This is a genomic window from Mesorhizobium sp. M0060 (genome assembly GCF_040323155.1).
GTDB lineage: Bacteria > Pseudomonadota > Alphaproteobacteria > Rhizobiales > Rhizobiaceae > Mesorhizobium.
Genome location: NZ_JAMYUP010000001.1, coordinates 40,793 through 66,966, shown reverse-complemented (window position 1 = coordinate 66,966; position 26,174 = coordinate 40,793). Strand labels below are relative to the sequence as shown.

21 protein-coding genes are annotated in these 26,174 nt (G+C 63.9%); 8 read left to right on the top strand and 13 right to left on the bottom strand.

Going from position 1 to position 26,174, the window contains the following annotated elements:
* The first annotated feature begins 9 nt into the window (after window positions 1-9).
* The 5 genes from trpB (at window position 10) to NKJ94_RS00305 (ending at window position 4,935) form a co-directional block, all read left to right on the top strand.
* The gene (trpB, locus tag NKJ94_RS00325; protein ID WP_352522421.1) at window positions 10-1,260 is read left to right on the top strand and encodes a tryptophan synthase subunit beta; all 1,251 of its coding nucleotides are present in this window, start codon (window positions 10-12) and stop codon (window positions 1,258-1,260) included.
* Between the two features lie 2 nt (window positions 1,261-1,262).
* Window positions 1,263-2,102 (top strand): tryptophan synthase subunit alpha, encoded by an 840-nt coding sequence (gene trpA / locus NKJ94_RS00320; RefSeq protein WP_352522420.1) that lies wholly within the window; start codon window positions 1,263-1,265, stop codon window positions 2,100-2,102.
* Between the two features lie 36 nt (window positions 2,103-2,138).
* Window positions 2,139-3,065, top strand: a complete 927-nt coding sequence (gene accD, locus NKJ94_RS00315) for an acetyl-CoA carboxylase, carboxyltransferase subunit beta (protein ID WP_352522419.1) — start codon at window positions 2,139-2,141, stop codon at window positions 3,063-3,065.
* A gap of 62 nt (window positions 3,066-3,127) precedes the next feature.
* Window positions 3,128-4,453 (top strand): bifunctional folylpolyglutamate synthase/dihydrofolate synthase, encoded by a 1,326-nt coding sequence (locus tag NKJ94_RS00310; protein WP_352522418.1) that lies wholly within the window; start codon window positions 3,128-3,130, stop codon window positions 4,451-4,453.
* 62 nt (window positions 4,454-4,515) lie between these two features.
* A complete protein-coding gene (locus NKJ94_RS00305) occupies window positions 4,516-4,935 on the top strand; it encodes a VOC family protein (RefSeq protein ID WP_352522417.1) in 420 nt (139 codons plus the stop codon).
* 48 nt (window positions 4,936-4,983) lie between these two features.
* Here NKJ94_RS00305 and NKJ94_RS00300 read toward each other — a convergent pair whose 3' ends face one another.
* From NKJ94_RS00300 to NKJ94_RS00240, 13 genes are all read right to left on the bottom strand, one after another.
* Complete coding sequence (locus tag NKJ94_RS00300) at window positions 4,984-5,265, bottom strand: cupin domain-containing protein (protein ID WP_023718287.1); 282 nt, start codon at window positions 5,263-5,265, stop codon at window positions 4,984-4,986.
* Window positions 5,266-5,393: 128 nt separating this feature from the next.
* Entirely contained in the window at window positions 5,394-5,717 is a 324-nt protein-coding gene (trxA, locus tag NKJ94_RS00295) for a thioredoxin (RefSeq protein WP_352522415.1), read from the bottom strand.
* Window positions 5,718-5,790: 73 nt separating this feature from the next.
* Window positions 5,791-9,303, bottom strand: a complete 3,513-nt coding sequence (gene addA, locus NKJ94_RS00290) for a double-strand break repair helicase AddA (protein ID WP_352522414.1) — start codon at window positions 9,301-9,303, stop codon at window positions 5,791-5,793.
* On the bottom strand, window positions 9,300-12,437 hold the full coding sequence (gene addB, locus NKJ94_RS00285; RefSeq protein ID WP_352522413.1) for a double-strand break repair protein AddB: 3,138 nt from the start codon (window positions 12,435-12,437) through the stop codon (window positions 9,300-9,302). Before addB ends, addA begins: the two co-directional genes overlap by 4 nt.
* On the bottom strand, window positions 12,434-13,192 hold the full coding sequence (locus NKJ94_RS00280) for a nucleotidyltransferase family protein (protein WP_352522412.1): 759 nt from the start codon (window positions 13,190-13,192) through the stop codon (window positions 12,434-12,436). The genes addB and NKJ94_RS00280 overlap by 4 nt, the downstream gene beginning before the upstream one ends.
* Window positions 13,193-13,233: 41 nt before the next feature.
* A complete protein-coding gene (gene tsaE / locus NKJ94_RS00275) occupies window positions 13,234-14,745 on the bottom strand; it encodes a tRNA (adenosine(37)-N6)-threonylcarbamoyltransferase complex ATPase subunit type 1 TsaE (RefSeq protein WP_352522411.1) in 1,512 nt (503 codons plus the stop codon).
* Between the two features lie 8 nt (window positions 14,746-14,753).
* The gene (locus NKJ94_RS00270) at window positions 14,754-17,318 is read right to left on the bottom strand and encodes a sensor histidine kinase (protein ID WP_352522410.1); all 2,565 of its coding nucleotides are present in this window, start codon (window positions 17,316-17,318) and stop codon (window positions 14,754-14,756) included.
* Window positions 17,319-17,505: 187 nt separating this feature from the next.
* Window positions 17,506-18,906, bottom strand: a complete 1,401-nt coding sequence (ahcY, locus tag NKJ94_RS00265; protein WP_352522409.1) for an adenosylhomocysteinase — start codon at window positions 18,904-18,906, stop codon at window positions 17,506-17,508.
* A 170-nt stretch (window positions 18,907-19,076) separates the two neighbouring features.
* Complete coding sequence (locus NKJ94_RS00260) at window positions 19,077-19,373, bottom strand: HPr family phosphocarrier protein (RefSeq protein WP_352522408.1); 297 nt, start codon at window positions 19,371-19,373, stop codon at window positions 19,077-19,079.
* The gene (locus NKJ94_RS00255) at window positions 19,370-19,771 is read right to left on the bottom strand and encodes a PTS sugar transporter subunit IIA (protein WP_352522407.1); all 402 of its coding nucleotides are present in this window, start codon (window positions 19,769-19,771) and stop codon (window positions 19,370-19,372) included. Before NKJ94_RS00255 ends, NKJ94_RS00260 begins: the two co-directional genes overlap by 4 nt.
* Window positions 19,772-19,935: 164 nt before the next feature.
* Window positions 19,936-20,382: an HPr kinase/phosphorylase gene (locus tag NKJ94_RS00250; protein ID WP_352522406.1), complete on the bottom strand. Its 447-nt coding sequence runs from the start codon at window positions 20,380-20,382 to the stop codon at window positions 19,936-19,938.
* A 31-nt stretch (window positions 20,383-20,413) separates the two neighbouring features.
* Entirely contained in the window at window positions 20,414-22,198 is a 1,785-nt protein-coding gene (locus NKJ94_RS00245; RefSeq protein ID WP_352522405.1) for a sensor histidine kinase, read from the bottom strand.
* A 22-nt stretch (window positions 22,199-22,220) separates the two neighbouring features.
* Entirely contained in the window at window positions 22,221-22,922 is a 702-nt protein-coding gene (locus NKJ94_RS00240; protein WP_023677547.1) for a response regulator transcription factor, read from the bottom strand.
* A gap of 343 nt (window positions 22,923-23,265) precedes the next feature.
* Between NKJ94_RS00240 and NKJ94_RS00235 the strand changes: the two genes are divergently transcribed.
* From NKJ94_RS00235 to NKJ94_RS00225, 3 genes are all read left to right on the top strand, one after another.
* On the top strand, window positions 23,266-24,876 hold the full coding sequence (locus NKJ94_RS00235) for a phosphoenolpyruvate carboxykinase (RefSeq protein ID WP_352522404.1): 1,611 nt from the start codon (window positions 23,266-23,268) through the stop codon (window positions 24,874-24,876).
* A gap of 80 nt (window positions 24,877-24,956) precedes the next feature.
* The gene (gene arfB / locus NKJ94_RS00230; RefSeq protein WP_352522402.1) at window positions 24,957-25,394 is read left to right on the top strand and encodes an alternative ribosome rescue aminoacyl-tRNA hydrolase ArfB; all 438 of its coding nucleotides are present in this window, start codon (window positions 24,957-24,959) and stop codon (window positions 25,392-25,394) included.
* A 144-nt stretch (window positions 25,395-25,538) separates the two neighbouring features.
* A complete protein-coding gene (locus NKJ94_RS00225; protein WP_352522753.1) occupies window positions 25,539-26,156 on the top strand; it encodes an alpha-ketoglutarate-dependent dioxygenase AlkB family protein in 618 nt (205 codons plus the stop codon).
* Window positions 26,157-26,174: the final 18 nt, after the last annotated feature.

The window sequence follows — 26,174 nt, the reverse complement described above, 5'->3', positions numbered from 1 at the left end:
AGATCGGCGATGGACAAGCCGGCGACACCGAATTCCTTCCGCACCGGCACCGACGAGCAGGGCATGTTCGGCATTTTTGGCGGTCGTTTCGTTGCCGAAACGCTGATGCCGCTGATCCTTGAGCTGGAGCGGCACTGGAACGAGGTCAAGAACGACCCGGATTTCAAGGCCGAGCTGACCGATCTCTCGACGCATTATGCCGGGCGTCCGTCGAAGCTTTATTTCGCCGAAGGCCTGACCAGGCATCTTCGTGAGGTCTCCTCGGCGAAGGGCCTCGGTGGCGGCGCAAAGGTCTATTTCAAGCGCGAGGATTTGAACCACACCGGCTCGCACAAGATCAACAACTGCCTCGGCCAGATCCTGCTCGCCAAGCGCATGGGCAAGACGAGGATCATCGCCGAGACCGGCGCCGGCCAGCATGGCGTCGCTTCCGCTACTGTGGCAGCGCGCTTCGGCCTTCCCTGTATCGTCTATATGGGTGCAACCGACGTCGCCCGGCAAAGCCCCAACGTCTTTCGCATGAAGCTTCTGGGCGCCGAGGTGCGGCCGGTGACCGCCGGCCACGGCACGCTGAAGGACGCCATGAACGAGGCGCTGCGCGACTGGGTGACCAATGTCGAGGATACCTATTACCTGATCGGCACCGCCGCCGGCCCGCACCCCTATCCGGAGCTGGTGCGTGACTTCCAGTCGGTGATCGGCACCGAAGCGCGCGCCCAGATCCTCGAGCAGGAAGGCCGGCTGCCGGATACGATCATCGCCGCCGTCGGCGGCGGCTCGAACGCCATCGGCTTGTTCCATCCCTTCCTCGACGACAGGCAGGTGCGCATCATCGGCGTCGAAGCCGGCGGCCGCGGCCTCGACGGCATCGAGCATTGCGCATCGATGAGTGCCGGCGCGCCCGGCGTGCTGCACGGCAACCGCACCTATCTGCTGCAGAACGCCGACGGGCAGATCATGGACGGCCACTCGATCTCGGCCGGTCTCGACTATCCCGGCGTCGGGCCGGAGCATTCGTGGCTGCGCGATTCCGGCCGCGTCGACTATGTGCCGATCCTCGACGACGAGGCGCTGGAGGCGTTTCAGCTGACGACGCGCGTCGAAGGCATCATTCCGGCGCTGGAATCCGCCCATGCCATCGCCCATGCGGTGAAGATCGTGCCTGACATGGACAAGGACCAGATCGTCATCGTCAATCTGTCCGGCCGCGGCGACAAGGACGTGCATACGGTGGCCAATATGCTGGGCATGGAGATCTGATCATGACCACGCGCATCGACCGCCGCATGGCGAAGCTGAAGGCCGAAGGGCGCCCGGCGCTCGTCACCTATTTCATGGGCGGCGACCCCGACTACGACACGTCGCTCTCGATCATGAAGGCGCTGCCCGGCGCCGGCAGCGACATCATCGAGCTCGGCATGCCGTTTTCCGATCCGATGGCCGACGGCCCGGCGATCCAGGCGGCAGGGCTGCGCGCGCTGAAGGGCGGCCAGACGCTGGTCAAGACGCTGAAGATGGCGTCGGAATTCCGCGCCGGCGACAGTGAAACGCCGATCGTTTTGATGGGCTATTACAATCCGATCTACATCTACGGCGTCGAGCGCTTCCTGAGCGACGCGCTGGCAAGTGGCATCGACGGGCTGATCGTCGTCGACCTGCCGCCGGAGATGGACGAGGAGCTTTGCATCCCGGCACTCAAGGCCGGCATCAATTTCATCCGGCTGGCGACGCCGACCACCGATGACAAGCGCCTGCCCAAGGTGCTGCAGAACACGTCGGGTTTCGTCTACTACGTCTCGATGACCGGCATCACCGGTTCGGCGCTGGCCGACACCGGCAAAGTGGCGGCAGCGGTCAAGCGCATCAAGAGCCATACCGACCTGCCGGTCTGCGTCGGCTTCGGCGTCAAGACGGCCGAGCAGGCGCGCACCATCGGCGCGTCGGCCGACGGCGTCGTCGTCGGCACCGCGATCGTCAATGCGGTCGCCAACGTGCTGGGGCCAAAAGGCGAAAAGACCGCCGATCCGGCCGAGGCCGTCGCCACGCTGGTCAGCGGCCTTTCGCAAGGGGTGCGGGCCGCCCGCCTTGCTGCCGCCGAATAGTCTTCCTACGTCTTCGTAAGGACAGGAGCCGAAGCGATGAACTGGATCACCAATTACGTCCGCCCGAAGATCAATTCGATGCTCGGCCGCCGCACCGACATGCCGGAAAACCTGTGGATCAAGGATCCCGAGACCGGCGAAATGGTGTTCCACAAGGATCTGGAGCAGAATCAGTTCGTCATCCCGTCCTCCGGCCACCATATGAAAATCTCGGCCAAGGAGCGGCTGAAATTCTTCCTCGATGACGGCAAATACGAAACGCTCGAGAACCCCAAGGTGGTGCAGGATCCACTCAAGTTCCGCGACGAGAAGCGCTATGTAGACCGGCTGAAGGATGCCAAGGCCAAGACCGGCCTGGAAGATGCCATCATCAATGCGCTGGGCACGGTAGAGGGCCTGCCGGTGGTGGTGACTGTGCAGGATTTTGCCTTCATGGGCGGGTCGCTCGGCATGGCGGCCGGCGACGCCATTGTGCATGGTTTCGAGGTCGCCTTGCAGCGCAAGCGGCCGCTGATCCTGTTTGCGGCCTCCGGCGGCGCCCGCATGCAGGAAGGCATCCTGTCGCTCATGCAGCTGCCGCGGACCACGATTGGCGTCGACAGGCTGAAGGAGGCCGGCCTTCCCTACATCGTCGTCCTGACCAACCCGACGACCGGCGGCGTCACCGCCTCTTACGCCATGCTGGGCGACGTGCACATTGCCGAGCCCGGGGCGCTGATCGGCTTTGCCGGACCGCGCGTCATCGAGCAGACCATCCGCGAAAAGCTGCCCGACGGCTTCCAGCGCGCCGAATATCTGATGGAACACGGCATGGTCGACATGGTGGTGTCGCGGCTGGAGATGCGCCAGACGGTTGCGCGGCTGCTGAGAATGCTGCTCAAGCTGCCGGAAGAGCAAAAACCACAGGAGCCGGAAATCCTGCCGCCGGTGGCGATCCCGGCCGAAGCCCGGCCGCAAGCCTGACGCGACATCAGGCGGCGCGAGCGGCTGTTGTGTGCCGTTGTGCGCGCGCTTAGGATTCCTTCATGACCACGCTTGCCGCCGACCGCGAAATCGAAAGCCTGATGGCGCTTCACCCGAAGGGCTTCGACCTTTCGCTCGACCGCATTTCGCGGCTGCTCGAACGCCTCGGCAACCCGCAGGACCAGTTGCCGCCGGTCATCCACATCGCCGGCACCAACGGCAAGGGCTCCTGTGCCGCTTTTTCGCGGGCGCTGCTCGAAGCAGCCGACTACCGCGTCCACGTCCACACTTCGCCACACTTAGTGAACTGGCACGAGCGCTACCGGCTAGCCGCCGATGGCGGCGGCAGGCTGGTGGACGACAAGGTCTTCGCCGAAGCCATCGCTCGTGTTGCCGAGGCCAATCAAGGTCAGAAGATCACCGTCTTCGAAATCCTCACCGCCGTCACCTTCCTTTTGTTTTCCGAACATCCGGCCGACGCGGTCATCCTTGAGGTCGGCCTTGGCGGCCGCTTCGACGCCACCAATGTCATCGCCGAGCCGGCGGTGTCGGTGATCATGCCGGTCTCGCTCGACCACGAAGCCTATCTCGGCGACCGTGTCGAACTGATCGCCGCCGAAAAGGCCGGCATCATCAAGCGTGGTTGCCCGGTCGTCATCGGCGCGCAGGAAAGCGAGACGGCGCAGCAGGTGCTTATCGAAACCGCCGAGCGGCTTGACTGTCCCGCCTTCGTCTATGGCCAGGATTTCCTCGCCTATGAGGAAAACGGCCGCATGGTCTATCAGGACGAAGACGGATTGATGGACCTGCCGCCGCCGCGCCTGCCGGGGCGCCACCAATTCGCCAATGCGGCCGCGGCGATCGCGGCCGTCAAGGCGGCGGGCTTCGAGATCAGCCACCGCGCTGCCGAGAAGGCGATGGCCAGCGTCGTCTGGCCGGGCCGTATGCAGAAGTTGCCGCAAGGCAAGCTGAGCGAACTGGCACCGAAGGGCGCCGACATCTGGCTCGACGGCGGCCATAATCCCGGCGCCGGCGTGGTCGTCGCCGAGGCGCTGGCCGAGCAGGAGGAAAAGAACCCGCGTCCGCTGTTCCTGATCTCGGGCATGATCAACACCAAGGACCAGAGCGGCTATTTCCGTGCCTTCAAAGGGCTGGTCCGGCATGTCTACACCGTGCCGGTGAGCCTGAGCGAGGCCGGAGTTCCGAATGACGAACTGGCGACCCGCGCCACCGAGGCCGGCCTGTCAGCCGAGCCGGTGAGTTCCGTCGCCAATGCACTGATGCTGCTGCGCGATACATGGGACGGACCGCCGCCGCGCATCCTGATCGGCGGATCGCTTTACCTTGCCGGCGCGGTACTGGCCGAAAACGGCACGCCGCCGACCTGAGGCGTGCGTTCGCCCGGGCCGCGATGACGCCAGACCTATCAGACCACCGCGAGGAGCCAGTCATGATCAAGGTAAAGCAGCTTGCTCACGTGTGCATTTTCGCGAATGACCTGGAAGTGACGCGAAGCTTCTATCGGGACGTCCTCGGCATGGACACCCAGTTCAATTTCCTGCGCGACGGGAAGATTTTCGGTTTCTACCTCAATTGCGACAGCCGTAGTCACGTCGAGGTGTTCCAGAAAGACCATGCGAGTTATAGCGACTTGAACCAGATCAACCATTTCTGCCTCGAAGTGGAAAACATCGACGCCGCAATCGCGCATGTGCGGTCGAAGGGCGTTGAAGTCACTTCAAAGAAACGCGCGTGCGATGACACGTACCAGGCTTGGATTCGCGACCCTAACGGCGTGAAGATAGAACTGTTCGAATATACGAAAGAAAGTGCGCAATTCGTCGGAGGCGATCGTATCGCGGATTGGTGATCGCGCCTTGCCGGACGCTTATGGCGGCGCAGCCGACACGTTGGTGGATTACTTCAGCTCGACCTCGATGAAGGCGAATTCGCCATCATTTGCGCTGATGACGTCATGTTCGACGCCCTCGTTGCGGAAATAGGGCGCACCCTTCTTCATTTCGGCGAAGGATTCGCCGTCCTTGGTCAGGAGCTTCACCTTGCCGTCGGTCAGTGGCACGATCACGTAGTCGTGGCCATGGCGGTGCCAGCCGGTGTTGTCGCCCGGGGCGAAGCGGTATTCGGTGACGATGACGCGCTCATTGTCGATGAAGACGGTGGCCTTGGCGGATCCGGTCATGTCGCTTCTCCTGCTTTAAGCCAGACAAGAGCATGAGACGGCAAGTGGCGAGTGCCAGATCTGCGGATCGGTGACGCCAAGAAAAAGCCCGGCGCGAGGCCGGGCTGTTCTGCAAAATTTCAATCGGATCAGGCGAGACTGCCGTTGATCCAGTGCGACAATGCGGTCTTCGGCGCAGCACCGACCTTCATGTCGGCGACTTCGCCGCCCTTGAAGATCATCAGCGTCGGGATCGAGCGCACGCCGAACTGCGCGGCCAGCTCAGGATTCTCATCGATGTTGAGCTTGGCGATCTTCACCTTGCTGCCGAGTTCGATGGCGATGTCCTCGAGCGCCGGGGCGATCATCTTGCACGGGCCGCACCACTCCGCCCAGAAATCGACCACGACGGGCTCCTTGGCGTCGAGCACGTCGGCCTGGAAATTGCTCTTGTCGACCTTGACGGTGGCCATGCTGAGATCCTTTCGATTTTTTCGTCGCACCAAATGTGGTGGTGATCGCGTCTTTCTTCAAGCAGGTGTTGTGTCACGCTCCCGTGAGTCGAGCAAGGGCACCGTCCATGACTGCCGCCGGCAGCTCGATCAGCCGCGACGCCTCGGTGAACAGCAGTGCCGCCGAGACCTCGCGTCCCGGATAGAGCGGCTGAAGCAGCGCGCGATAGAGTGCGAGCTGCAGAACATAGGCGGGCGGTACTTCGGAGAGCATCGCCGGCGCCGGCCGGTTGGTCTTGTAGTCGACGATCGACACGCTGCCGGGCGTTACCGCCAGCCGGTCGATCTTGCCGGAGATCGAGCGTAGTTTTCCCCGCACCTCCAGGCTGCCCATGATCGCGACCTCGGCACGCGAGTTTGGTGCAAACAGCGGCGCGAAGCGGCTGTCGGCAAGAATTCTGGAAACCGCGGCCAAGGCTTTTTCGCGCTCGTCTTCCGGCCATTCCGCGCCGGCGCGCGCCAGGTAGCGTTCGGCAGCATCCCGGTGTTCGCCCGCGGCGATGCCGGGCAGCATCTGCAGCAATTTGTGCAGCGCCAGCCCGCGCATCACGGCAAAGCCGGGCTCCGCCTCGGCGTCCAGTACCGGCGAACGCGTGTCGACTACGGCTTGCCTCGCTTCGTCGATCAGCACCGAGGCGCCGGATGGCGACAACGGCCGCGGCAGCTCCTCGAAGGGCGGCAGCGGCTGGAACAGGGTTTTCGGCAACGGAGCGGCGCGTTCCACCTGCCGTGCTTCATCCACTGCCGCCAGTGGCATGGGCGGCAGCTTCGTCACCTGAAAGCGGTGCACGGCTTCGGCGGTAGCGGGGTGCCGCCGTTCCTCGCTTTCGGCGGCGCCGACCAACGCGCGGCTGACGATCGAATGCCAGGTGCCGGTGTTCGGCGCCCGCTTGCCATGGTAGCCGCAGACGATCAGCCGATCCTCGGCGCGGGTCATGCCGACATAGAGCAGCCGGCGGTATTCGTCGTCGGCGAGCTCGCGGGCGCGGGCCGATGCGGCGCGTGAAAATCCATTGGCAACATCGCTGGCCGAACGCCAGAGATAGCCCTTGCCATCCCAGCAGTCGCCCGAGCCTTCGAACGGCATCAATCTCGGCAGATGCTGGTCGCTGAACGGCGCGGAGCCGCCATCGACCAGGAATACCACCGGCGCTTCCAGGCCTTTGGCGGCATGCACGGTCATGACGCGAACCTCGTCGCGGGTCTGGTCCATCTCGCGCTTGATCTCGGGGCCGGCGTTTTCCAGCGTCGACAGGAAGGACTCCAGTCCGGGCAGGCCGGTCCGCTCCTCGGCCAGGCAGAAATTGAGGAATTCGTCGAGGATATCGCCGGCCTCCGGCCCGAGCCGCGCGATCATCTTCTTGCGCAGGCCGTCGCGGGCGAGAGCTCCGGCATAAAATTCGAACACCGGCTTGAATGCGGCTTCGTTCGACCATGTGTCGAGCCGGCTGACGACGGCGGCCAAGGTCTCGCTTTCGCCGGCATGCCGGCGCAGCGAAGCGATCAAGGAGACAGCGGGCGGCCTCTCGGAAGCGAGGGCGAAAAGCATCTCTTCCGAGATATCGAAGATCGGGCTGCGCAGCACGGCGGCGAGCGACAAATCATCTTCGGGCTGGATGAGAAAATGGCCGAGTGCGATCAGGTCCTTCACCGCGATGTGTCCGGGCAGGCTGAGCCGGTCGGCGCCGGCCACCGGAATGTCGCGGCGCTTCAGCGCCCGCGTCAGCGCATGGACGAAGCGGTCGCGCTTGCGCACCAGCACCAGCACATTGCCGGGCCGAAGTTTCTTGCCGCGGCCTTCGATGACCTCACCGCTGCCGATCCAGCCGGCAATGGTTGCTGCGACGTTTTCGGCAACGCGCACCGCCGGCGCGTGGGCATGGTCGACCGCTTGCGTCCAGTCGTCGGGTTCGTCGACGACATCGGCGCCGATCGACGGCCAGACCTCGACGTAACCCGACGCATCGGTGCGGATCGCCTTATGGTCGAGCGGATCGGGATCATGGCTGATGCCGCGCCGCACGATCGGATCGACAAAGACGCGATCCACCGCCGCAAGCACGTCGTCGGTCGAGCGGAACGACCAGGTAAGTTTGAGATCGGCGAAGGCGGCGTCGGCACCACGAACTTTGCCGGCAAACAAAAGCCGGCTGTCGGCAAACGAATCTGGGGCGGCACCCTGGAAGGAATAGATCGACTGCTTTTCGTCACCGACGGCAAAGATCGTACGGTGGACGGCGTCGCGCGCGCCGAGCCCGGCAAAGAACTCCTCCGCCAGCCGCTTGACCACCTCCCACTGGTCGGGACTGGTGTCCTGCGCCTCGTCGAGCAGGATGTGGTCGATCCCTTGGTCGAGCTTGTATTGCACCCATGGGCCGGCATCGGGCCGTGCCAGCAGGTTGACGGTGCGGGTGATCAGGTCGTTGAAGTCGAGAAAGCCGCGGGCGCGCTTCAACTGCTCGTAGCGGGCGATCAGCCAGTCGGCGATGGTCAGCGCCGCACGCGTGCCTTCCAGCATCCTGAACAAGGCCAGCCGGTCGGAGATTTCGAGAATGGCGTCGACCGCCGCCAGATAGCGCTCGGCAAGGTCGGGCAGCCGGTCGAGCAACGCCTTCTTGAACGTCTTTGCCGGATCATAGGGCTCGCCGTCGGCCCTCAGGAAAGCCTTGGCAAGCAGATGCAGACGTCGGACGGCGTCATCCTCGGCGAAGGCAAGACGGGCGTAGGGCAGCAGATTGTTCAGCACGATGCGCGCATCGGCAGCCTCGGCCGCCCGGGAAAAGGTGACGAGATAATCCGGCAGGAAGCCGGGCAGCGGCCAGACCGAGGCGGCTATGCCTTCGGCGGTTTGGCCGGTGCGGAAGTGGAACTCATCGAACAGCGCCTGAAAACCATCGCCGCCGGCCGCGACGATGAAGACGCGCAAACCGTCGCGCTTGCGCACAATCTCGGACAGCAGTGCGTCGAGCCCATGTTCGCCACCGCGCTCCAGCACGGTGGCAAAAGCCTCGGCCAATGCCGCATCGCCTGCAACGCCGCCCGAAATCATGTCGCGGCGGGCAGCGGCGAACAGCGAAGCCTCCATTTGCGGATCGAGCATTTCGAAATGCGCGGGGATGTTGGCTTCCAGCGGGAACTGATGCAGCACCGATTCGCAGAAGGCGTGGATGGTCTGGATCTTCAGCCCGCCCGGTGTTTCCAGCGCCTCGGCAAACAGCCGTCGCGCCCGGCGCATGGTCTCGCGATCGGGCTGGCGGCCGTCCAGCGCCTCTATCCGTGTCGAGAGCTCGGCGTCGCCAAGTGCTGTCCATTGCGACAGGGTCGAAAACACCCGGTTCGACATGTTGGCGGCGGCGGCACGCGTATAGGTCAGGCACAGGATCTTGGACGGATCGGTGCCGCGCAGCAGCAGCCGGATGACGCGCTGGGCGAGAACATGGGTCTTGCCCGATCCGGCATTGGCCGACACCCAGGCGGAATTTTGCGGATCGGAGGCGCTCGCCTGGCTGGCGGCGGTGTCACTCGGGATTGGATAGGCCTTCTTCATGCCTCCCCTCCCTCGTCGTCGGCGTCGCCGCCGGCGGACCATTCGAGCACGCGGGCGAGATGGTCGTAGTCGCCGTCGGTCTCGCCCTCGCGGAACGGCAACGCCCGCGACAAATAGCCGGTCGTCGGGTCGGCATAGTGGATCAGCAGTTTTTCCAACCGCGCCCACGCCTCTTCGGCGAGATCGGCAGCGGTTCGCGGCTTGCGGTTGTATTCGAGGATCGATTCCTCGAACACCTCGCCATTCGGCCTCAGCCGCACGAAGGCCAGTTGCGACGGCTCGCGTGCGCCAAGCTCCTTGAAGGCGCCGCGCCGCAGCAATGCGCCCTCCAGCGCGAGCTGCGGCGACAATAGCGTGTGCGCCTGCGCCTTGGATGGCGAGGAGCCGGTCTTGTAATCGAGAATGTCGGCCATGCCGCCGGCCAGCAGATCGATACGATCGGCATAGCCGGACAGGGTCACGCCGGATCGGCCGACGCCGGTCTTTTCGGCGCGTTCCTCGGCGTGCCGCCGTGCCACCGCTGCGGCCCGGCCGCGCTCCCATTCGATGATGCCGGCGGCAAGCTTTTCGAAGCGTGGCCACCACACCGCCTCGACATCGGCCGGCAGGGCCGCCTCGGCAAAGCAGGAGCGCCCGGCGGCGATAAGTCCATCCAGCGCCTCTGGCGTGCGCGGGTCGGCCACCCTCGCTGAGAAGAGGTGCAGAATGGCGTGAAACAGCGTGCCGCGCTCGGCAGCGCCCGGATCGCGAACGACCGGATCGAGCGGCATCAGGCGGAGGATCCTTTTGGCGTAGACGGCATAAGGATCGCGCCGTAGCGTTTCGATCTCGGTGACCGAGAAATGGTGCGGCCGCACGGCGAGCGGCGGTTTCGGCTGCGGCCGCGGCGCAAAATCCTGCTTTTCGCCGGCATCGAGTGCCCGTGCCCAGGCAAGCAGTTCATCGCCGCGCCGACGAAGTGCCGCAGCGTGCTCCTCGCCGACGAAGGTAAGGATACGCTGCAGCCAGCGCGACGGCACCGACGGTGCGTCGCCGGAGCGGGCGGAGCGCGCCAGCACCACGTTTTTCGCGCCCATCGCCATCTGGAAATCATGGGCGGCAAGGCCGATGCGCCGTTCGGGTGGTTCGAGATCGATGCCGGTCTTCATCAGCCGCGACATGAAGCGGTCACTCTCCGGCTTGCGCGGCCACACGCCTTCGTTGAGCCCGCCGACGACCAGCGTATCGACGTCCTGAAGCCGCGCTTCCAGCACGCCCCAGATGGCGATGTTCCTGTCGGTGCCCTGCGCCGGCTTGACCGTTTCGGGCGCGATCAGCGCCTCCATCACATCAGGCCATTCGTCCGCCGCGAAGGAGAACCATGCCGACGCGGCGACCAGCCCGCGCAGCAACTCCGCCAGCTTTTCGCCCGCATCGCCGGCATAGAGCTCGCTCAGGCTTTCATCGGCAGCACGGCCGAGGCTTTCGAGCGCGACGACGCTGGCCCGGACAAGCGTGGCAAGATCAGCATTCTCCTCGCCGCGAAAGGCAAGCAGCGGCGCCAGTGCAGCAGTTAGCCGGATCAGAAGATCGCGGGCTTGTTCGATGCGCCTGCCCGAGAGCCGCGGCCGCCAGAAGGGTCGGCGGCGATCGCCGCCGTCGTCGAATTCGAGGAGCCGGGCATCGAAGAGTTGCGGCAGCGACGCGACATCCGGGCGCCCGGTGCCGCCACGCAGCGCCACCAGTTCGACGATTTCGGCCGCATGGCGGACGCTTGCCCGCTCCAAACCGAGGCCGAGCAGGGGGTGCTTGAGCAGCGACAGCAAGGCGACCGGGTCGCCCGGACGGAACGCCGCTTGAAGCGCCAGCCTGAGCAGGCCGGCGGCTGGCGTGTTGATGAGCGGCGTACCGCCGGAATCGTCGGCGGCGACGCCGAAGCGCAACAGCTCGACTGAGACGCGCCGCGCCAGCGCGCGGTCGCCGGTGACGAGTGCGGCGCGCCGGCCGGGCCGTTCGACAGCCTGTTTGAGCGCGACGGCGATCGCCACGGCTTCGTCGCGTTCGCTGGCAGCTTCGAGAAGCGTCACACCGGCGAAGGCCTCGGCAATATCGCCGGCGGTGAAGCGGGCGCGCGTCTCGGCCCAGAGTTCGGTGGTTTCCGCCGGCCGCAGGGCCTCGCCGACAAGTGCGGCGCGCAGCGTAAGCGGCCGCGGCGCAACAGCAATCTCGTCGACATCGGCGCGCAGCACGCCGATCTTGCCGATCAACTTTGCCAGACCGTATTGCGGGTGGCCAAGCAAGGCCGGGCGCACACCCGGTGCGGTAATCGCGGCAAAGGACGGTTCGTCCAGCGTCCGGTCGAGGCCGGGCAGCACGACGGCGCCATTGGGCAAACCGGCGATCGCGGCAAGCAGCTCGGCCGTGGCGGGGATAGACCCGGTGGAACCGGCGGCGATCACCGGTCCGGCGGGCGGATTGCGCTTCAGCCGCGCCGCCTCCAGCCTTATCAGGGCATTGCGATGCGCGGCCGGATTGGAGCGATGGCGTTCCTCGAGGAGCTTCGGCCAGTTCTCGGTCACGATGGTCAGGAAATCGAGCGTCACCTGCCACCAGCCTGCCAGGTTGCCGGTTACAAGATCGGCGAGCCTCGCCCAATCCGTGCCTTCGGTCTCGATCTCATCCATCAGGCGTGCAAGGTCGCGCGCCAGCCAGATGGCGTCGGCCGCCGAAGCCGGGATGACGATCTCCTCGTCGAACAATGCCGCGACATGTGCCGGCAGGCGGCGTTTCCACGCCCGCACCAGCGGCGCAAGCAGCAACAGGCGCTCGACCGCGGCGATCGGCGGCGCAAGGTCGATGGCGGCGGAAGCTCCTGCCTCGAAGGCGGCTTCATCTTCATCGAACTCACCAAGTGGGCGGATGACCGGCAGGATCGCCGAGCGGCTTCCCGATCGCGAGAGAGCATCGACGAAGACGCCGCGAAGCGCCCGCGCGGCACGGCGCGTCGGCACGTAAATGGTGAGATCGGCCAGCACCAGCGGATCGCCATCATAGGCAAAACCGGGAACAAGGCGCCCTGCAAGCAGCGCCTCGGCCAGCGTCGGCAGGAACGGCGCTCCAGGCGGGATCGAGAAAACGCGGCGGGAGCCGCTCATTTCGACTCGGTAAGAGCGCCGGGTGCCTCAGCAAGAGCATCGGGCGACCCGGCAAGCGCGGCGGCGACCACTGCTTCCGCCCGCGGGATCGCGTCAGGCGTGCCGACAGTGATCCAATGGCCACGCATCGTCATACCGAACAGGCGGCCGGCGGCGATGGCCGCATCGAAATAGGCGTTAAGCGACAGCGGGCCGGCCGGCGCATCCTTGAAGATGCGCGGATGGACGATTGCGGCGCCGGCATAGATCAGGCCAGCCGGATCTTTGTTTGCACGCCGCAAGGCGCCGCCCGGCGCCATCAGGAAATCGGTGCCGCCGCTATGTCCGGTTGCTGACTGGAGATCCGCAAGCATCAGCAGAATGTCCATTGTCGCGCCCTTCCATGCAAGGGCAAGACGCCTGAGGTTGGAAACGCCGCTGTCGATCCAGAAGGTGTCGGCATTGAGCACATAGAAGGGTGCCCGCAAACTGGGCAGTGCCTTGACGATACCACCGGCAGAGTCGAGCAGGCCGCTGCTCTCATCAGATATGACAATTTTCGGCACGCTGCGCTTGGCAACATGGTCCATGATCTGTTGCGGCAGGTAATGGACGTTGACGACGGCCTTGGCGACGCCTGCCTCGGCAAGGCTGTCCAGCCCCCAGTCGAGCAATGCCTTGCCGGCGACCTTGATGAGCGGCTTCGGCATCGTCTCGGTTATCGGCCGCATGCGCTTGCCGAGCCCGGCGGCGAGCACCATGGCGGTCGTGGGCATCGGTCCCTCGTCCGACGCCTTCAGGCCCAAATCCTTAGTCGTCAAATCGACCGTTCCTCCAGCAAGCCGTGGGCGATGTAGAAATCCTGCAGCCCGGCCAGCGCCGGCTGCGCCAGCGCCCGGCGAAGATAATCGCGGATGCGCGGCAGGTGCTTCAGATAATAAGGCTTGCCGTCGCGTTTTTCGAGCCGCACGAAGATGCCGAGTATCTTGGAATTGCGCTGTGCGGCCATGATTGCATAGGTTTCGAGGAATTCGTCTTCGTCGAAGACGCCGGCCGCGCGTCGCGCGGCGATATAGGCGGCGAGCGTGTGCTTTTCGATTTCAGGTGAGATGGTGACGCGCGCGTCCATGGCGAGCGAGGCGACGTCGTAGGCGGACGGACCGATCAGCGCATCCTGGATATCGACGACGCCGAGGCGATCGTGACCGGAACGTTCACCACGCCAGATCAGGTTGGGCGAATGAAAGTCGCGCAGCATCAGTGTGTATTCGCGCTCCTTGAGTCGGTCGAGCACCGCATTCCATTCACTGCGATAGCCGGTGCGCAACGCCTCGCTTGGCGGAGCGCCTGATATCGCCGGCACATACCAGTCGACCAGCAATTCGGCCTCGATCATCATAGCGTCGCGGTCGAAAGGCGGCACCTCGTGGAAGGCGCCGGGGCCGGCCTGCATGCGGGCGGGCCATGTTTTGCCGTGCATCATGGCAAGCAGTTCGGCCGCCGCCGCATAACGCTCAGCCACCGGCTGGCCGCGCTTGCCGAGAAACCCTTGGGAACCGAGATGTTCCAGCAGAAGAAAACCCTGGTCGGGATCCTGGGCATGAATTTCCGGGACGCTGACGCCACCGGCCCGCAAGGCCCGGTCGATGGCGACGAAAGCCGAAACGGATTGCGCGGTGTGAGCGATCTCGGCATAGGGTTTGCCGTCGCGGACTGGCGGTCCGAGCACCAGCCTTGGCGAGTTCATCAGCACGCGTGGCGGAAATCCGGCAAGCGTGACGATCTCGTAAGAGCGGGCCGAGGCATCACCGATGAAATATCGCCGCTGCGCTTCGCCCCAACCGGCCTGCCCGAGAAAATCCCGCATGGCCAGCGATCGCGCCGCGCGCTCGAAGGCGGCGCCCTGTCCCGACAGTCTCGCCAGGCGGCCGTCGCCCTGCTGGAGGAGTTCGACCAGCACCGAAGTTTTCGGCAAATATGCCTCTGCCCGCTCCGGCCATTCGACCAGCGCAGCGCCTTGCGTCAGCGCCTCGTCGAAACCCAGCTCGTCCAGCTCGGATGCCGTGCCCAGCCGGTAAAGGTCGAAATGATGGACCGGCACACGCGTGTCGTAGCTCTGGACCAGCGTGAAGGTCGGGCTCGGCACGTCGAGGCCGGCATCGTCGGCCAGTGCCCTGATCAGCGCCCGCGCCAGGGTCGACTTGCCGGCGCCGAGATCGCCCTTGAGGGCCAGCACGTCGCCGAGGCGCAGCGACATGGCGAGATCCTCGCCAAGCCTTGCCGTCGCAGCCTCGTCGGCGAGAAAACGCTCCAGCACCAATACCGCCATCGAACGCGCTACTCGGCCGCCGCGCGGATGCCGGACGGCGTGTCGGGAAAGGCGCAAATAACCGTGGTGCCCTTATCCCTGCCTGTCTCGATGCGGACGCTGCCGCCATGCAGTTCGACAAAGCTCTTGACGATCGACAGGCCGAGCCCGGCGCCACGGCGGCGACCGCCATTGGTGCGCGGCTCGAAGCGCCGGAACACCGAGTCAAGCAGGTCCGGCGGCATGCCGGGGCCGTCATCGTGAACGGAAAATTCCACGCCGTCGGCAAGTTGGCGGCAGGCGAGCGTTATGGTGCTCGCCTCCGGTGCGTAATTGGCGGCATTGCTGAGCAGATTGTAGAGGATCTGGCGGATGCGGATCTCGTCGCCGTGGAAGGTTTTCGGCGCGGCCGCCGCGTCGATCCTAAGCTTGATCGCATGTTCCTCCAGCCGGTCGGCGACCAGTTCGGCGGCGGCTGTAATGGTTCGATCGATGTGAACTTCGGAAATGTCGAGTTCCATGATTCCGGCATCCACCGTCGCCAGATCGAGGATGTCGTTGACGATGGTGAGCAGGACCGAGGAGGACGAGCCGACATGCCCGACATATTCGCGTTGCTTCTGATTCAACGGGCCAGTCGACGGCAGTGAAAGAAGCTCGGTAAAGCCGATGATGTTGGTGAGTGGCGAGCGCAGCTCATAGGAGACGTGCTGCACGAACTCGTTCTTGATCTGGTCGGACTTTTCCAGCGCCTCGTTCTTGTCCTTCAGCGCCCGCTCGACATTGACGCTGTCGGTAACGTCGACGAAGGTCATCATCACCTGGCCGTTGGGCAAAGGGATTGCCGCGTAGCGCAAAACAGTGCCGTTGTTCAATTCGGTCTGGCCGTGACGGTCGCGGCGCTCGTCGTCGAAGCCGGTGATGGCGGCAACGAACCCGCCCCACGGACTGTCGACGGCACGGCGGTCGCAAAGGTCGCGGATCGTCGAGACATGGACGTTGGGTTTTGAGGCATCGGCATCCAGCCCCCACAGTGCGGCAAAAGCCGGGTTCGACAATCTCAGCCTGCCGTCGGGGCCGAACACAGCGACGCCTTCGGCGAGGTTGTCGAGCGTCTCGCCCTGGACCCGTACCGCGGTCTGGTAGCGGCTTTCAAGGTCCATCTTCTCGGTCAGGTTCTCGAACACCCAGGTCACGCCGCCCTTGGGCTGCGGGTTGGCGACGACGCGAATGGTCTTGCCGTCCGGCAGATGCCACCAATGCTCCTGCGATTCAACCGCGCGGTAAGCGCCGAGCAAGCTCTCTTTCCAGCGCCGCCATTCGGGCTGCTCGGCGATCTTGCCTTCGCTGCGTAGGCGGTCGAGCAGCAAGGCGTTATCCGGCGCGCTGTGCAGGAAGCCGCTGTCGAGGCCCCATAGTTTCTGGAACGCCTGATTGAAAAACCGCAATTTCTCGTCGGTATCGAAAATCGCCACGGCTGTGTTGAGCTGATCGAGCGTATCGGCGTGGCTCTGCACGGTCCGCTCATATTCGCCACGGATGGCCTCGATGGCGCTGATGTCGCAGGCAAGACCAGCCGAACCGTCCGCCCCGGCAAAATCGGTCACGGCAAACCTACGGCGGTCGCCTTCGATCACCGTGGAGAGCGTCTGTTCGAAGACGGGATGCGACTTGTGCTGCGCAGCGATCGTCTCGCGCGCCTGGCCGCCGAGGAATTCCTTGCCATCACGAACCGCCGCTTCGGCATTCTCGGCCTCGACCGCTTCGGCATAGGACCGATTGACCCATTTCAGCCGCCCGTCGACGGTGCGCAGCCATGACGGCATCTTGAGCGCATCCAGAAGCCCGATCAGGGTCTCATGGTCGGCGGCGAGGCGCTGGTTCTCGATCTTCAGCCTGGCCTGGCTTCGCTGTGTCTCCGAAAGCGAGACGAAGCGAACCAGCACATGCGCCGCACTCTTGCGGCCATGAACCTCGAGCGGCTGGCCGGCCTGCGATTCGATGACGAGATCGAAGGGCTTTGCCTTTTCCCGCAGTGCCGCCACGGCGTGCTCGAGCGCCGCCGCCGAACGCGGCATCAGCCAGCGGCCGAACGCCAGGAAGGCAGCACGGTCCTCCGGCGCGCCGCTCTCGATCGGCAATGTCCCGACAAGCTCGGGTTTCTTGTTTTCGGCAGCCCATACGACCACGCGCTGGTCGCGGGAATGGAGCAGCGCCTCTGAGCGCTGCAGCGCGGCATTGACGTCGGCGATGCGGGTCCTGAGTTCGGCATTTTCCGCCGAGGTGCGCGCCCTTTCGCGGATCAGAACGATGGCCGACAGCAATGCCGCCCCCATGACGCCGACGAACATGGCGAGTTGCATGACCTCGACCGTGCTGACCGACAGCCCGGCTTTTTGCGCCACGCGGGTTTGGGCATGTGCTGCAAAGCCAAGCAGCGGACCAGCCAGCGCCGAAGAAGCAAGCAGCACCCCGACGCGGCTGCCGGCGCGCCATAAAAGGCTGCCGCCCCTGGCAGCGGAGCCTGTGGTCTTCGAATCGTTTCGGCCGCCGGAAACGGCCTGTCCCGCGCAAGGCGGGTTATCCCCCGGCATGTCTTGGTCCTCTTCGCCGCCTGAATGCAAGACCGCCCTGATGCGTGCGCCGGGCCTCGTCCCCGGACCGCGAATCAGCACCATAGCGCTTGCGCGAATCGGCGTGAAGAATCAATCAGCGCAAAAATAAAGCCGGGCGAAAAGTCAATCGCCCGGCTTCAATATCTAGTGGCAAGCGCCGCCGTGGTTAATAGCGGTAGTGTTCCGGCTTGAACGGTCCCTGTGGGGTGACGCCGATATAGGCGGCCTGTTCGCCGGACAGTTCGGTCAGGCGGGCACCGAGCTTGTCGAGATGCAGGCGCGCGACCTTTTCGTCGAGATGCTTCGGCAGGACGTAGACCTGGTTCTGGTACTGGCCGGGCTTGGTGTACAGCTCGATCTGGGCCAACACCTGGTTGGTGAAGGACGCCGACATGACGAAGCTCGGGTGGCCGGTGGCGTTGCCGAGGTTGAGGAGACGGCCTTCCGACAAAAGGATCATCCGCTTGCCGTCCGGGAAGGTGATCATATCGACCTGAGGCTTGATGTTGGTCCACTTCAGGTTGCGCAGCGACGCCACCTGGATCTCGTTGTCGAAGTGACCGATGTTGCCGACGATTACCATATCCTTCATCAGGCGCATGTGGTCGAGGGTAACGACGTCCTTGTTGCCGGTGGTGGTGATGACGATGTCGGCCGTCGGTGCCGCGTCTTCGAGCGTGACCACCTCGAAACCGTCCATCGCCGCCTGCAGCGCGCAGATCGGATCGACCTCGGTGACCTTGACGCGGGCGCCGGCGCCCTTGAGCGAAGCCGACGAACCCTTGCCGACATCGCCATAGCCGCAGACGACGGCGACCTTGCCGGCCATCATCGTGTCGGTGCCGCGGCGAATGCCGTCGACAAGCGATTCCTTGCAGCCATATTTGTTGTCGAATTTCGACTTGGTCACGGAATCATTGACGTTGATCGCCGGAAACGGCAGCAGGCCCTTCTTCTGCAGTTGGTAGAGCCGGTTGACGCCGGTCGTCGTTTCTTCGGTGACGCCGCGGATCGCTTCCTTCTGCTTGGTGAAGAAGCCGGGCGATGCCTGCATGCGCTTCTTGATCTGGGCAAACAGGATCTCTTCCTCTTCGCTGCCCGGATTGGACAGCACATCCTCGCCGGCCTCGGCGCGGGCGCCGATCAGGATGTACATGGTGGCATCGCCACCGTCGTCGAGGATCATGTTGGAGGTGCCGCCATCGGCCCACTGGAAGATCTTGTCGGTGTAGACCCAATAGTCCTCGAGCGTCTCGCCCTTGACGGCAAACACCGGAATGCCGGCCTCGGCAATGGCCGCGGCGGCGTGGTCCTGGGTCGAGAAGATGTTGCAGGAAGCCCAGCGGATATCGGCGCCGAGCGCCTTAAGCGTTTCGATCAGCACCGCCGTCTGGATGGTCATATGCAGCGAGCCGGTGATGCGCGCTCCCTTGAGCGGCTTCTTGTCGCCGAATTCCTCGCGGCAGGCCATCAGGCCCGGCATTTCGGTTTCGGCGATCTCGATCTCCTTGCGGCCCCAGCCGGCAAGCGCGATGTCTGCGACCACATAGTCCTTGCTACCCGTCATGGCAGTGCTCCGATCAAGAATTGTTTGCGGGACGCGCCCGCCCCGAAAGGCGTGTCGAAAGGCGCGAGTTGCCGGCCTGACTAGCAGATCGAGAGTTGGACGACAATGGGATATAAAGAAATCTTTATCCGTGCATGTCTTCGGCGACGACCCGGCGCGAGAGGGCGCCGTCAGCTTTCCTCGCCGAAACGGGAAGCAACCAATTGCTCCAGCGCCTCGATGACCTCTTCGGCCTCCGGGCCGCTGGCGGTGACGCGGATCGAATAGCCGGGGCTCGCCGCCAGCATCATCAGGCCCATGATCGAGGTGCCGCCGACCTTGACGCCGTCCTTCTCGACCTGGACCGTGGCATTGAAGCCGCTGGCAATTTGAACGAACTTGGCCGAGGCGCGCGCATGCAGGCCGCGCTGATTAACAATCGGAAAGTCGCGAACGATCTTGTCCTTTTCCGGCAACAGTGCGCTCATTTGCTGCTCAGGAGCTGACTGGCGACATTGATGTATTTGCGGCCGGCAGCCTGTGCCTCATCCAGCGCGGCCGTCATGTTGTCGCCTTTGCGAACGCTGGACAGCTTGATCAGCATCGGCAGGTTCATGCCGGCAATGACCTCGATGCGGCCGGATTCCATCACCGAAATGGCGAGGTTGGAGGGCGTGCCACCGAACATGTCGGTCAAAACGATGACGCCTGATCCCGTATCGACCCGGCCGACCGCGTCGATAATGTCGCGGCGGCGCTGTTCCATATCGTCGTCGGCACCGATCGCCACGGTCTCGAAATTGTCTTGTGGCCCAACGACGTGTTCCACGGCATGGCGGAACTCGGCGGCCAGTTGACCGTGCGTTACAAGCACGAGTCCGATCATTCTTTGGTGGCTCCCGTCATCGCCGCTTCACAGGCGCATTTTATGCTCGCCGACCATCCCAGGTGGCGGGAGCGCTATCTTGTCGACGCAAGGCCCGTTGACAAGCCCAAAATTGCGCCGGCCCAAGCCAATTTGACGCATTGCAGCAAAAAATCGAGATTGGATCACAGGAAAGGCGCAATCGACAGGCGCGACATCACTGCCGGCAGGGCCGCCGCGACGTTGCGCCCGGCAAGATCGATGCGCGGCACTGGAACGCCAGCTATGATCTCTGTCAAATCTTCCTGGAAGCGGACCATCTTGCCGGCCGGCACCAGTCGGATAACGAGGTCGATCACGCAGCTTGGCTCAAACGGTATCGGTTTTGGGCCAAATCCCGGCACTTCGACGAGGCCGGCGATGCTGGCAGGCGCGCGGCAGACCAGCCGCCCCTGGCGATCGGCGGCATAGAGCTGGTCATCGCTGATCAGCCGGGAAAACAGCCCGCGCTGTCTACAATGATCGATCAAGGTGAGCGCCAGCGTAGTCTTGCCTAAACCGGACGGTCCGGTGATGAGAATGCCGCGATCACCTATCAGGATCGCGGTGCCGTGAATGTTTTCAGGCTGCACAATTGAACCAGGCGTGATTGGAATTCATGTGTCAGCCTTCGGCCGGCAGCGTCACCACGAAGCGCGCGCCCTTGATCTCGCCGGGCTTGGTGCCCGGGATGTTCTCGGCGCTCAGCGTGCCGCCATGCGCTTCGACGATCTGCCGGCTGATCGACAGGCCAAGGCCCGAGTTCTGGCCGAACGCCTCACCGGCCGGCCGGTCGGTATAGAACCGCTCGAAAATGCGATCTATGTTGTCGGCCCGGATGCCGGGGCCGTTGTCGTCGACGGTGACGATGTTGAACTTGCCGGCGCGCGCCAGCGATATGGTGATGTGGCCACGTTCTTCGGGAACGAACGAGCGGGCGTTCTCGATCAAATTGGTGATCACCTGGCCGATCCTCAGATCATGGCCGACGACGAAGTAGCCTTTCACGCCCTGCGGCAGTTTGGCGACCTTGAATTCGATCTCGACCGCCTTCTTGTTGCGCGTCGCCTCGCGCGAGACGGCGACCAGATCGGTGATGAACTTCTTCAGGTCGACGGTTCCCGCGTCTTCCCGCGCGAGTTCGGCATCAAGACGGGAGGCATCGGAAATATCGGTGATTAAGCGGTCCAGCCGCCTCACATCGTGCTGGATGATGTCCATCAGCCGGCTGCGCGAATTGTCGTTCTTGGCCAGCGGCAATGTCTCCACCGCGCTGCGCAGCGAGGTGAGCGGGTTCTTCAACTCGTGCGAGACATCCGCGGCAAAACTTTCGATCGCCTCGATGCGGGCGTAGAGCGCATTGGTCATGTCGCGCACGGCGATCGACAGATTGCCGATCTCGTCCTGTCGATCGGAGAAGTCGGGGATTTCCTCGCGGTTCTTGACACCGCGGCGAACCCTGACGGCTGCCGCGGAAAGCCGGCGCAGCGGATTGGCGATGGTGGAGGCCAGCAGCATCGACAGGATGGCGGTAACCAGGGCGGCGATGCCAAACACGCGCAGGATCGCCTTGCGCTCGGCCGCGACGATCTTGTCGATGTCGCCGCCTTCGGTCGACAGCATCAGCACGCCGAGAACGGCACGGAAGCGCTGGATCGGCACCGCCACAGAAACGATCTGCTCGCCCTGCTCCGAGATCCGCACGATAGTCGACGGACCGCCGGTAAGCGCCTTGACCACTTCCGGAAACGCGGCGCCGTTGCCACCCGGCTGCTCGCGATAGACGGGCAGCTGCTTGTTGCGGAAGAAATCGAAGACGAATTTCTGGATGCGCTCCAGAAGGTCGGGCTTTTCCTCTTCGACCGGCGGCAGGTCGTAGCGAAGGATCTGGCCGCGCGAATAGAGATGGCGGGAATCGAGCAGCAGGTTGGCGTCGCGGTCGTAAATGCGGGCGCGCGTCCGCGTCGGCGAGATCAACCGCCTGAGCACCGGCGCCACGCGCTCCGGATTGATCGGGAAATCGAGGTTGTCGAGCTGATCGGAGCCCGGGCCGAGGCTTTCGCCGGCCTGCAACTCGAGCAGCTTCTCCGGATCGATGCTGATCGAATCGGTCTCGACCGTCGCCGATGCCGCGATCGCCCCGGCGATGATCTCGCCCTGGGTCATCAGGCTTTCGACACGGGCGTCGATCAGCCCGTCACGAAAGGTGTTGAGATAGAGAATGCCGGTGACCAGGACAGCAAGGCCGGCAAGGTTGAGAAAGAGGATGCGCCGCGTCAGGCTGGAAAAGATGTGATGGCCGAGAAATCGGCGCATCGGCACCGTGATTTTCGACACGAAGGCGGGCAGAATCCGCGGCGGGCGCCTGGCGGCGCCCGACCGTCTCACTCGCTCTACTTCCACTGCCATCGAATAGCAGCTCCCGCTCGACTCAAGCTTCGCGGAACCGATATCCGACTCCGTAAAGGGTTTCGATCATTTCGAAGTCATCATCGACGGCCTTGAACTTTTTGCGCAGCCGCTTGATGTGACTGTCGATGGTGCGGTCATCGACATAGACCTGCTCATCATAAGCCGAATCCATCAGCGCATCACGGCTTTTTACGACGCCCGGACGCTGGGCCAGCGAATGCAGGATGAGGAACTCGGTGACAGTAAGCGTCACCGGCTCGCCCTTCCAGGTGCAGGTGTGGCGCTCCTGGTCCATGACAAGCTGGCCGCGCTCAAGCGATCGAGCCTGCTGGTTGGGCGCCTTGGCAGCCGCCTCGCGGGTGCTGGCGCGGCGCAGCACGGCGCGGACGCGTTCGACCAGAAGACGCTGCGAGAAGGGTTTGCGGATGAAGTCGTCGGCGCCCATCTTGAGGCCGAACAGTTCATCGATCTCGTCGTCCTTGGAGGTCAGGAAGATCACCGGCAGGTCGGATTTCTGACGCATCCGGCGCAGCAGCTCCATGCCGTCCATGCGCGGCATCTTGATGTCGAGGATGGCGAGGTTCGGCGGGCGCGCCGCCAGCCCCTCCAGCGCCGACGCCCCATCCGTGTAGGTTTCGACCCGATAACCCTCGGATTCGAGGGCGATCGAAACCGAAGTCAGAATGTTGCGATCGTCGTCGACAAGCGCGATTGTTGCCATTTCAAGCGGCTCCCTCATGAGCTGTCCCTTCTTTCGTCGAGAAGGGGCTTTTGCAGGACAAATTAGGTACAAAATGTGGCATAGACTCTATCCGCTGTCACGCGCGGCATGCCGGCGGCCACAATTGTACCTCGATATGGATTGGACGAATGAACATCGCCAATCCTTTGGGCAACCACCAATGTTTTCGCACATATAAACGATTTAAACAACTTTCAAAATATTTAAATCGATTAATGATTTGATATCATTCGCCTTTTCTGATTTTGACGTTTTTAGCTCCTGCAATTGGGGTTCCGGAAATTCGCCGGTAAAGACGCGGTAAATCGAAGAAGGGACACCCATGTCGGAAGCCGGCAAACGCAATCCTGCATGCGCAATCGATCGGATCGGCCTGAGAACCACGGGCGTGGTGCGCTATAATTTCGGCGCGGCTGCGCTGTACGAGGAGGCAATCCGCCGCGGCGAGGCCCGACTCACCGCCCATGGCGCGCTTGCCGCCGAAACCGGGCAGCACACCGGCCGCTCGCCCAGGGACAAATTCGTGGTGCGCGACGAAAGCACCGCACCGCATGTGTGGTGGGACAACAACAAGGCGATTTCGCCGGTCCAGTTCGATGCGCTGCTTGGAGATTTTCGCCTCCATGCAGCCGAAAAGGACCTTTATGTACAGGACCTGGTCGGCGGTGCCGACGAGGAACTGAAGCTGCCGACCAGGGTGATCACGGAGCTTGCCTGGCACTCCTTGTTCATCCGCAATCTGCTCATCCGGCCGGCAGCCGCCGAACTCGAGCATTTCGTGCCCGATTTGACGATCATCGACCTGCCGTCGTTCCGCGCCGATCCCGCCCGCCACGGCACGCGCGGCGAAACGGTGATTGCCGTCGATCTTTCGCGCATGATCGTGTTGATCGGGGGCACCTCCTATGCCGGCGAAATGAAGAAGTCGGTGTTCACCGTGCTTAACTATCTGCTGCCGGCAAAAGGCGTGATGCCGATGCATTGCTCGGCCAATGAAGGGCCGGCCGGCGACGCGGCCGTTTTCTTCGGCCTTTCCGGGACCGGCAAGACGACGTTGTCGGCCGACCCGTCGCGGACGCTGATCGGTGATGACGAGCATGGCTGGGGACCGCATGGCATCTTCAATTTCGAAGGCGGCTGCTATGCCAAGACGATCAAGCTTTCCGCCGAAGCCGAGCCGGAGATCTTCGCCACCACCCAGCGCTTCGGCACGGTGCTGGAAAATGTAGCGCTCGACGCCGGCCGTGTGCCGGATTTCGACGATGGCGGGCTGACCGAAAACACGCGCTGCGCCTACCCGCTCGACTTCATTCCAAACGCCAGCAAGACGGGGCGCGCCAACCACCCGAAGAACATCATCATGCTGACCGCCGACGCATTCGGCGTGATGCCGCCGATCGCGCGGCTGACCCCGGCGCAGGCCATGTACCATTTCCTCTCCGGCTATACCGCCAAGGTGGCGGGGACCGAGAAGGGCGTTACCGAACCCGAAGCGACATTTTCGACCTGCTTCGGCGCACCGTTCATGCCGCGGCATCCATCGGAATACGGCAATCTGCTGCGCGAGCTTATCGCATGCCACGGTGTCGATTGCTGGCTGGTCAACACCGGCTGGACCGGCGGCGCCTACGGCACCGGCAAACGGATGCCGATCAAGGCAACGCGGGCGCTGCTTGCGGCAGCGCTCGACGGCTCGCTGAAAGCGGCCGACTTCAGGACCGACGCCAATTTCGGGTTTGACGTACCGGTGACGGTTGCCGGCGTCGACCGCGCCATTCTCGACCCGAGATCGACCTGGATCGACAAGCCCGCCTATGACCGGCAAGCGGCAAGGCTGGTCGGTATGTTCGTCGACAATTTCGAAAAGTTCGAAGCCCATGTCGACGCCACCGTACTCGGCTCTGCACCACGCATGCAGGTCGCAGCGGAATAGCCCCCGCCACATGGCGACGCTTCAAGGCCCGGTTTCGATCGGGCCTTTTCTTTTTTCGCCTGCCGCGCCATGACTGCGGCATGAACGCCGACGACAAGATCATCATTACCGACGATGCGGTGATTAATCCGGGCGACCTGCACGAGGACTTCATCCGTTCGTCCGGCCCGGGCGGCCAGAACGTCAACAAGGTGGCGACGGCGGTGCAATTGCGCTTCGATGCCGCCAATGCACCGGGCCTGTCGGAGCGCGTGCGCGATCGGACCATCAAGCTCGCCGGCCAGCGCGCCACCAAGGACGGCGTCGTTGTCATCGAAGCCGGACGCTTCCGCACGCAGGAGCAGAACCGGGCCGACGCCCGCGCGCGGCTGACGGCACTGGTCGCCAAGGCCGCCGAACCACCGCCACCGCCACGCAAGAAGACCAGGCCATCCAAGGGCGCGGTCGAAAGACGGCTAAAGGGCAAAGCCGGGCGCGGCTCGATCAAGAAGCTGCGCGGCCGGGTCGAGGATGATTGACGGCCGCGGCGCTGCCGAAGCGGCTTCGGATTCCAGATCGCCGGTGTAAGGTTCGCAGCCACTGTCGGAGGCGGATTTCGGGTCGCCGTCTTCATGAGCTGGTGGCATCATTTTCTCAAAAGACCCAATGAAACGATCAAGCTGATGCTCGTGCTGCCCAAAGGCGTCCGCCATATGCCCGGCTACCTGTCGCGTGCCTCGCAGGAAGCGCTGGTGGAAGATGTCAGGAAAGTCGTGCAGGAAGCCCCGCTGTTCGTGCCGGCAATGCCGCGCACCGGCAAGGAGATGAGCGTGCGCATGACCAATTGCGGCCCGCTGGGCTGGGTCACCGACAAGGAGCAAGGCTATCGCTACCAGCCGACCCACCCGGTGACCGGGAGACCTTGGCCGCCGATCCCGGAGGTACTGCTCGAACTGTGGCGAGACGTGTCTGGCCATGCGCACCCGCCGCAGGCCTGCCTGATCAATTTCTATTCGCAGGACGCCAAGATGGGTCTTCACCAGGACCGTGACGAGATCGATCTCTCCGCACCTGTCGTCTCGGTCTCACTCGGCGACGATTGCCTGTTCCGGGTCGGCCAGACCACGCGCGACGGCGCCACCAAATCGTTCAGGCTGAAGAGCGGCGACGTCGTCGTGCTTGGCGGCGAAGGGCGGCTCTGCTTTCACGGCGTCGACCGCATCTACCCGTCGACCTCGGCGTTGCTCAAGAACGGCGGCCGGATTAATCTGACGCTGAGGCGGGTGACTAAAGCGATGTAAAGCCGATGGAATCGGACG

Coding starts and splice junctions, on each gene's coding strand:
- trpB (WP_352522421.1), top strand. CDS start 10: ATGGACAAGCCGGCGACACCGAATTCCTTCCGCACCGGCACCGACGAG.
- trpA (WP_352522420.1), top strand. CDS start 1,263: ATGACCACGCGCATCGACCGCCGCATGGCGAAGCTGAAGGCCGAAGGG.
- accD (WP_352522419.1), top strand. CDS start 2,139: ATGAACTGGATCACCAATTACGTCCGCCCGAAGATCAATTCGATGCTC.
- NKJ94_RS00310 (WP_352522418.1), top strand. CDS start 3,128: ATGACCACGCTTGCCGCCGACCGCGAAATCGAAAGCCTGATGGCGCTT.
- NKJ94_RS00305 (WP_352522417.1), top strand. CDS start 4,516: ATGATCAAGGTAAAGCAGCTTGCTCACGTGTGCATTTTCGCGAATGAC.
- NKJ94_RS00300 (WP_023718287.1), bottom strand. CDS start 5,265: ATGACCGGATCCGCCAAGGCCACCGTCTTCATCGACAATGAGCGCGTC.
- trxA (WP_352522415.1), bottom strand. CDS start 5,717: ATGGCCACCGTCAAGGTCGACAAGAGCAATTTCCAGGCCGACGTGCTC.
- addA (WP_352522414.1), bottom strand. CDS start 9,303: ATGAAGAAGGCCTATCCAATCCCGAGTGACACCGCCGCCAGCCAGGCG.
- addB (WP_352522413.1), bottom strand. CDS start 12,437: ATGAGCGGCTCCCGCCGCGTTTTCTCGATCCCGCCTGGAGCGCCGTTC.
- NKJ94_RS00280 (WP_352522412.1), bottom strand. CDS start 13,192: ATGCCCACGACCGCCATGGTGCTCGCCGCCGGGCTCGGCAAGCGCATG.
- tsaE (WP_352522411.1), bottom strand. CDS start 14,745: ATGGCGGTATTGGTGCTGGAGCGTTTTCTCGCCGACGAGGCTGCGACG.
- NKJ94_RS00270 (WP_352522410.1), bottom strand. CDS start 17,318: ATGCCGGGGGATAACCCGCCTTGCGCGGGACAGGCCGTTTCCGGCGGC.
- ahcY (WP_352522409.1), bottom strand. CDS start 18,906: ATGACGGGTAGCAAGGACTATGTGGTCGCAGACATCGCGCTTGCCGGC.
- NKJ94_RS00260 (WP_352522408.1), bottom strand. CDS start 19,373: ATGAGCGCACTGTTGCCGGAAAAGGACAAGATCGTTCGCGACTTTCCG.
- NKJ94_RS00255 (WP_352522407.1), bottom strand. CDS start 19,771: ATGATCGGACTCGTGCTTGTAACGCACGGTCAACTGGCCGCCGAGTTC.
- NKJ94_RS00245 (WP_352522405.1), bottom strand. CDS start 22,198: ATGGCAGTGGAAGTAGAGCGAGTGAGACGGTCGGGCGCCGCCAGGCGC.
- NKJ94_RS00240 (WP_023677547.1), bottom strand. CDS start 22,922: ATGGCAACAATCGCGCTTGTCGACGACGATCGCAACATTCTGACTTCG.
- NKJ94_RS00235 (WP_352522404.1), top strand. CDS start 23,266: ATGTCGGAAGCCGGCAAACGCAATCCTGCATGCGCAATCGATCGGATC.
- arfB (WP_352522402.1), top strand. CDS start 24,957: ATGAACGCCGACGACAAGATCATCATTACCGACGATGCGGTGATTAAT.
- NKJ94_RS00225 (WP_352522753.1), top strand. CDS start 25,539: ATGCTCGTGCTGCCCAAAGGCGTCCGCCATATGCCCGGCTACCTGTCG.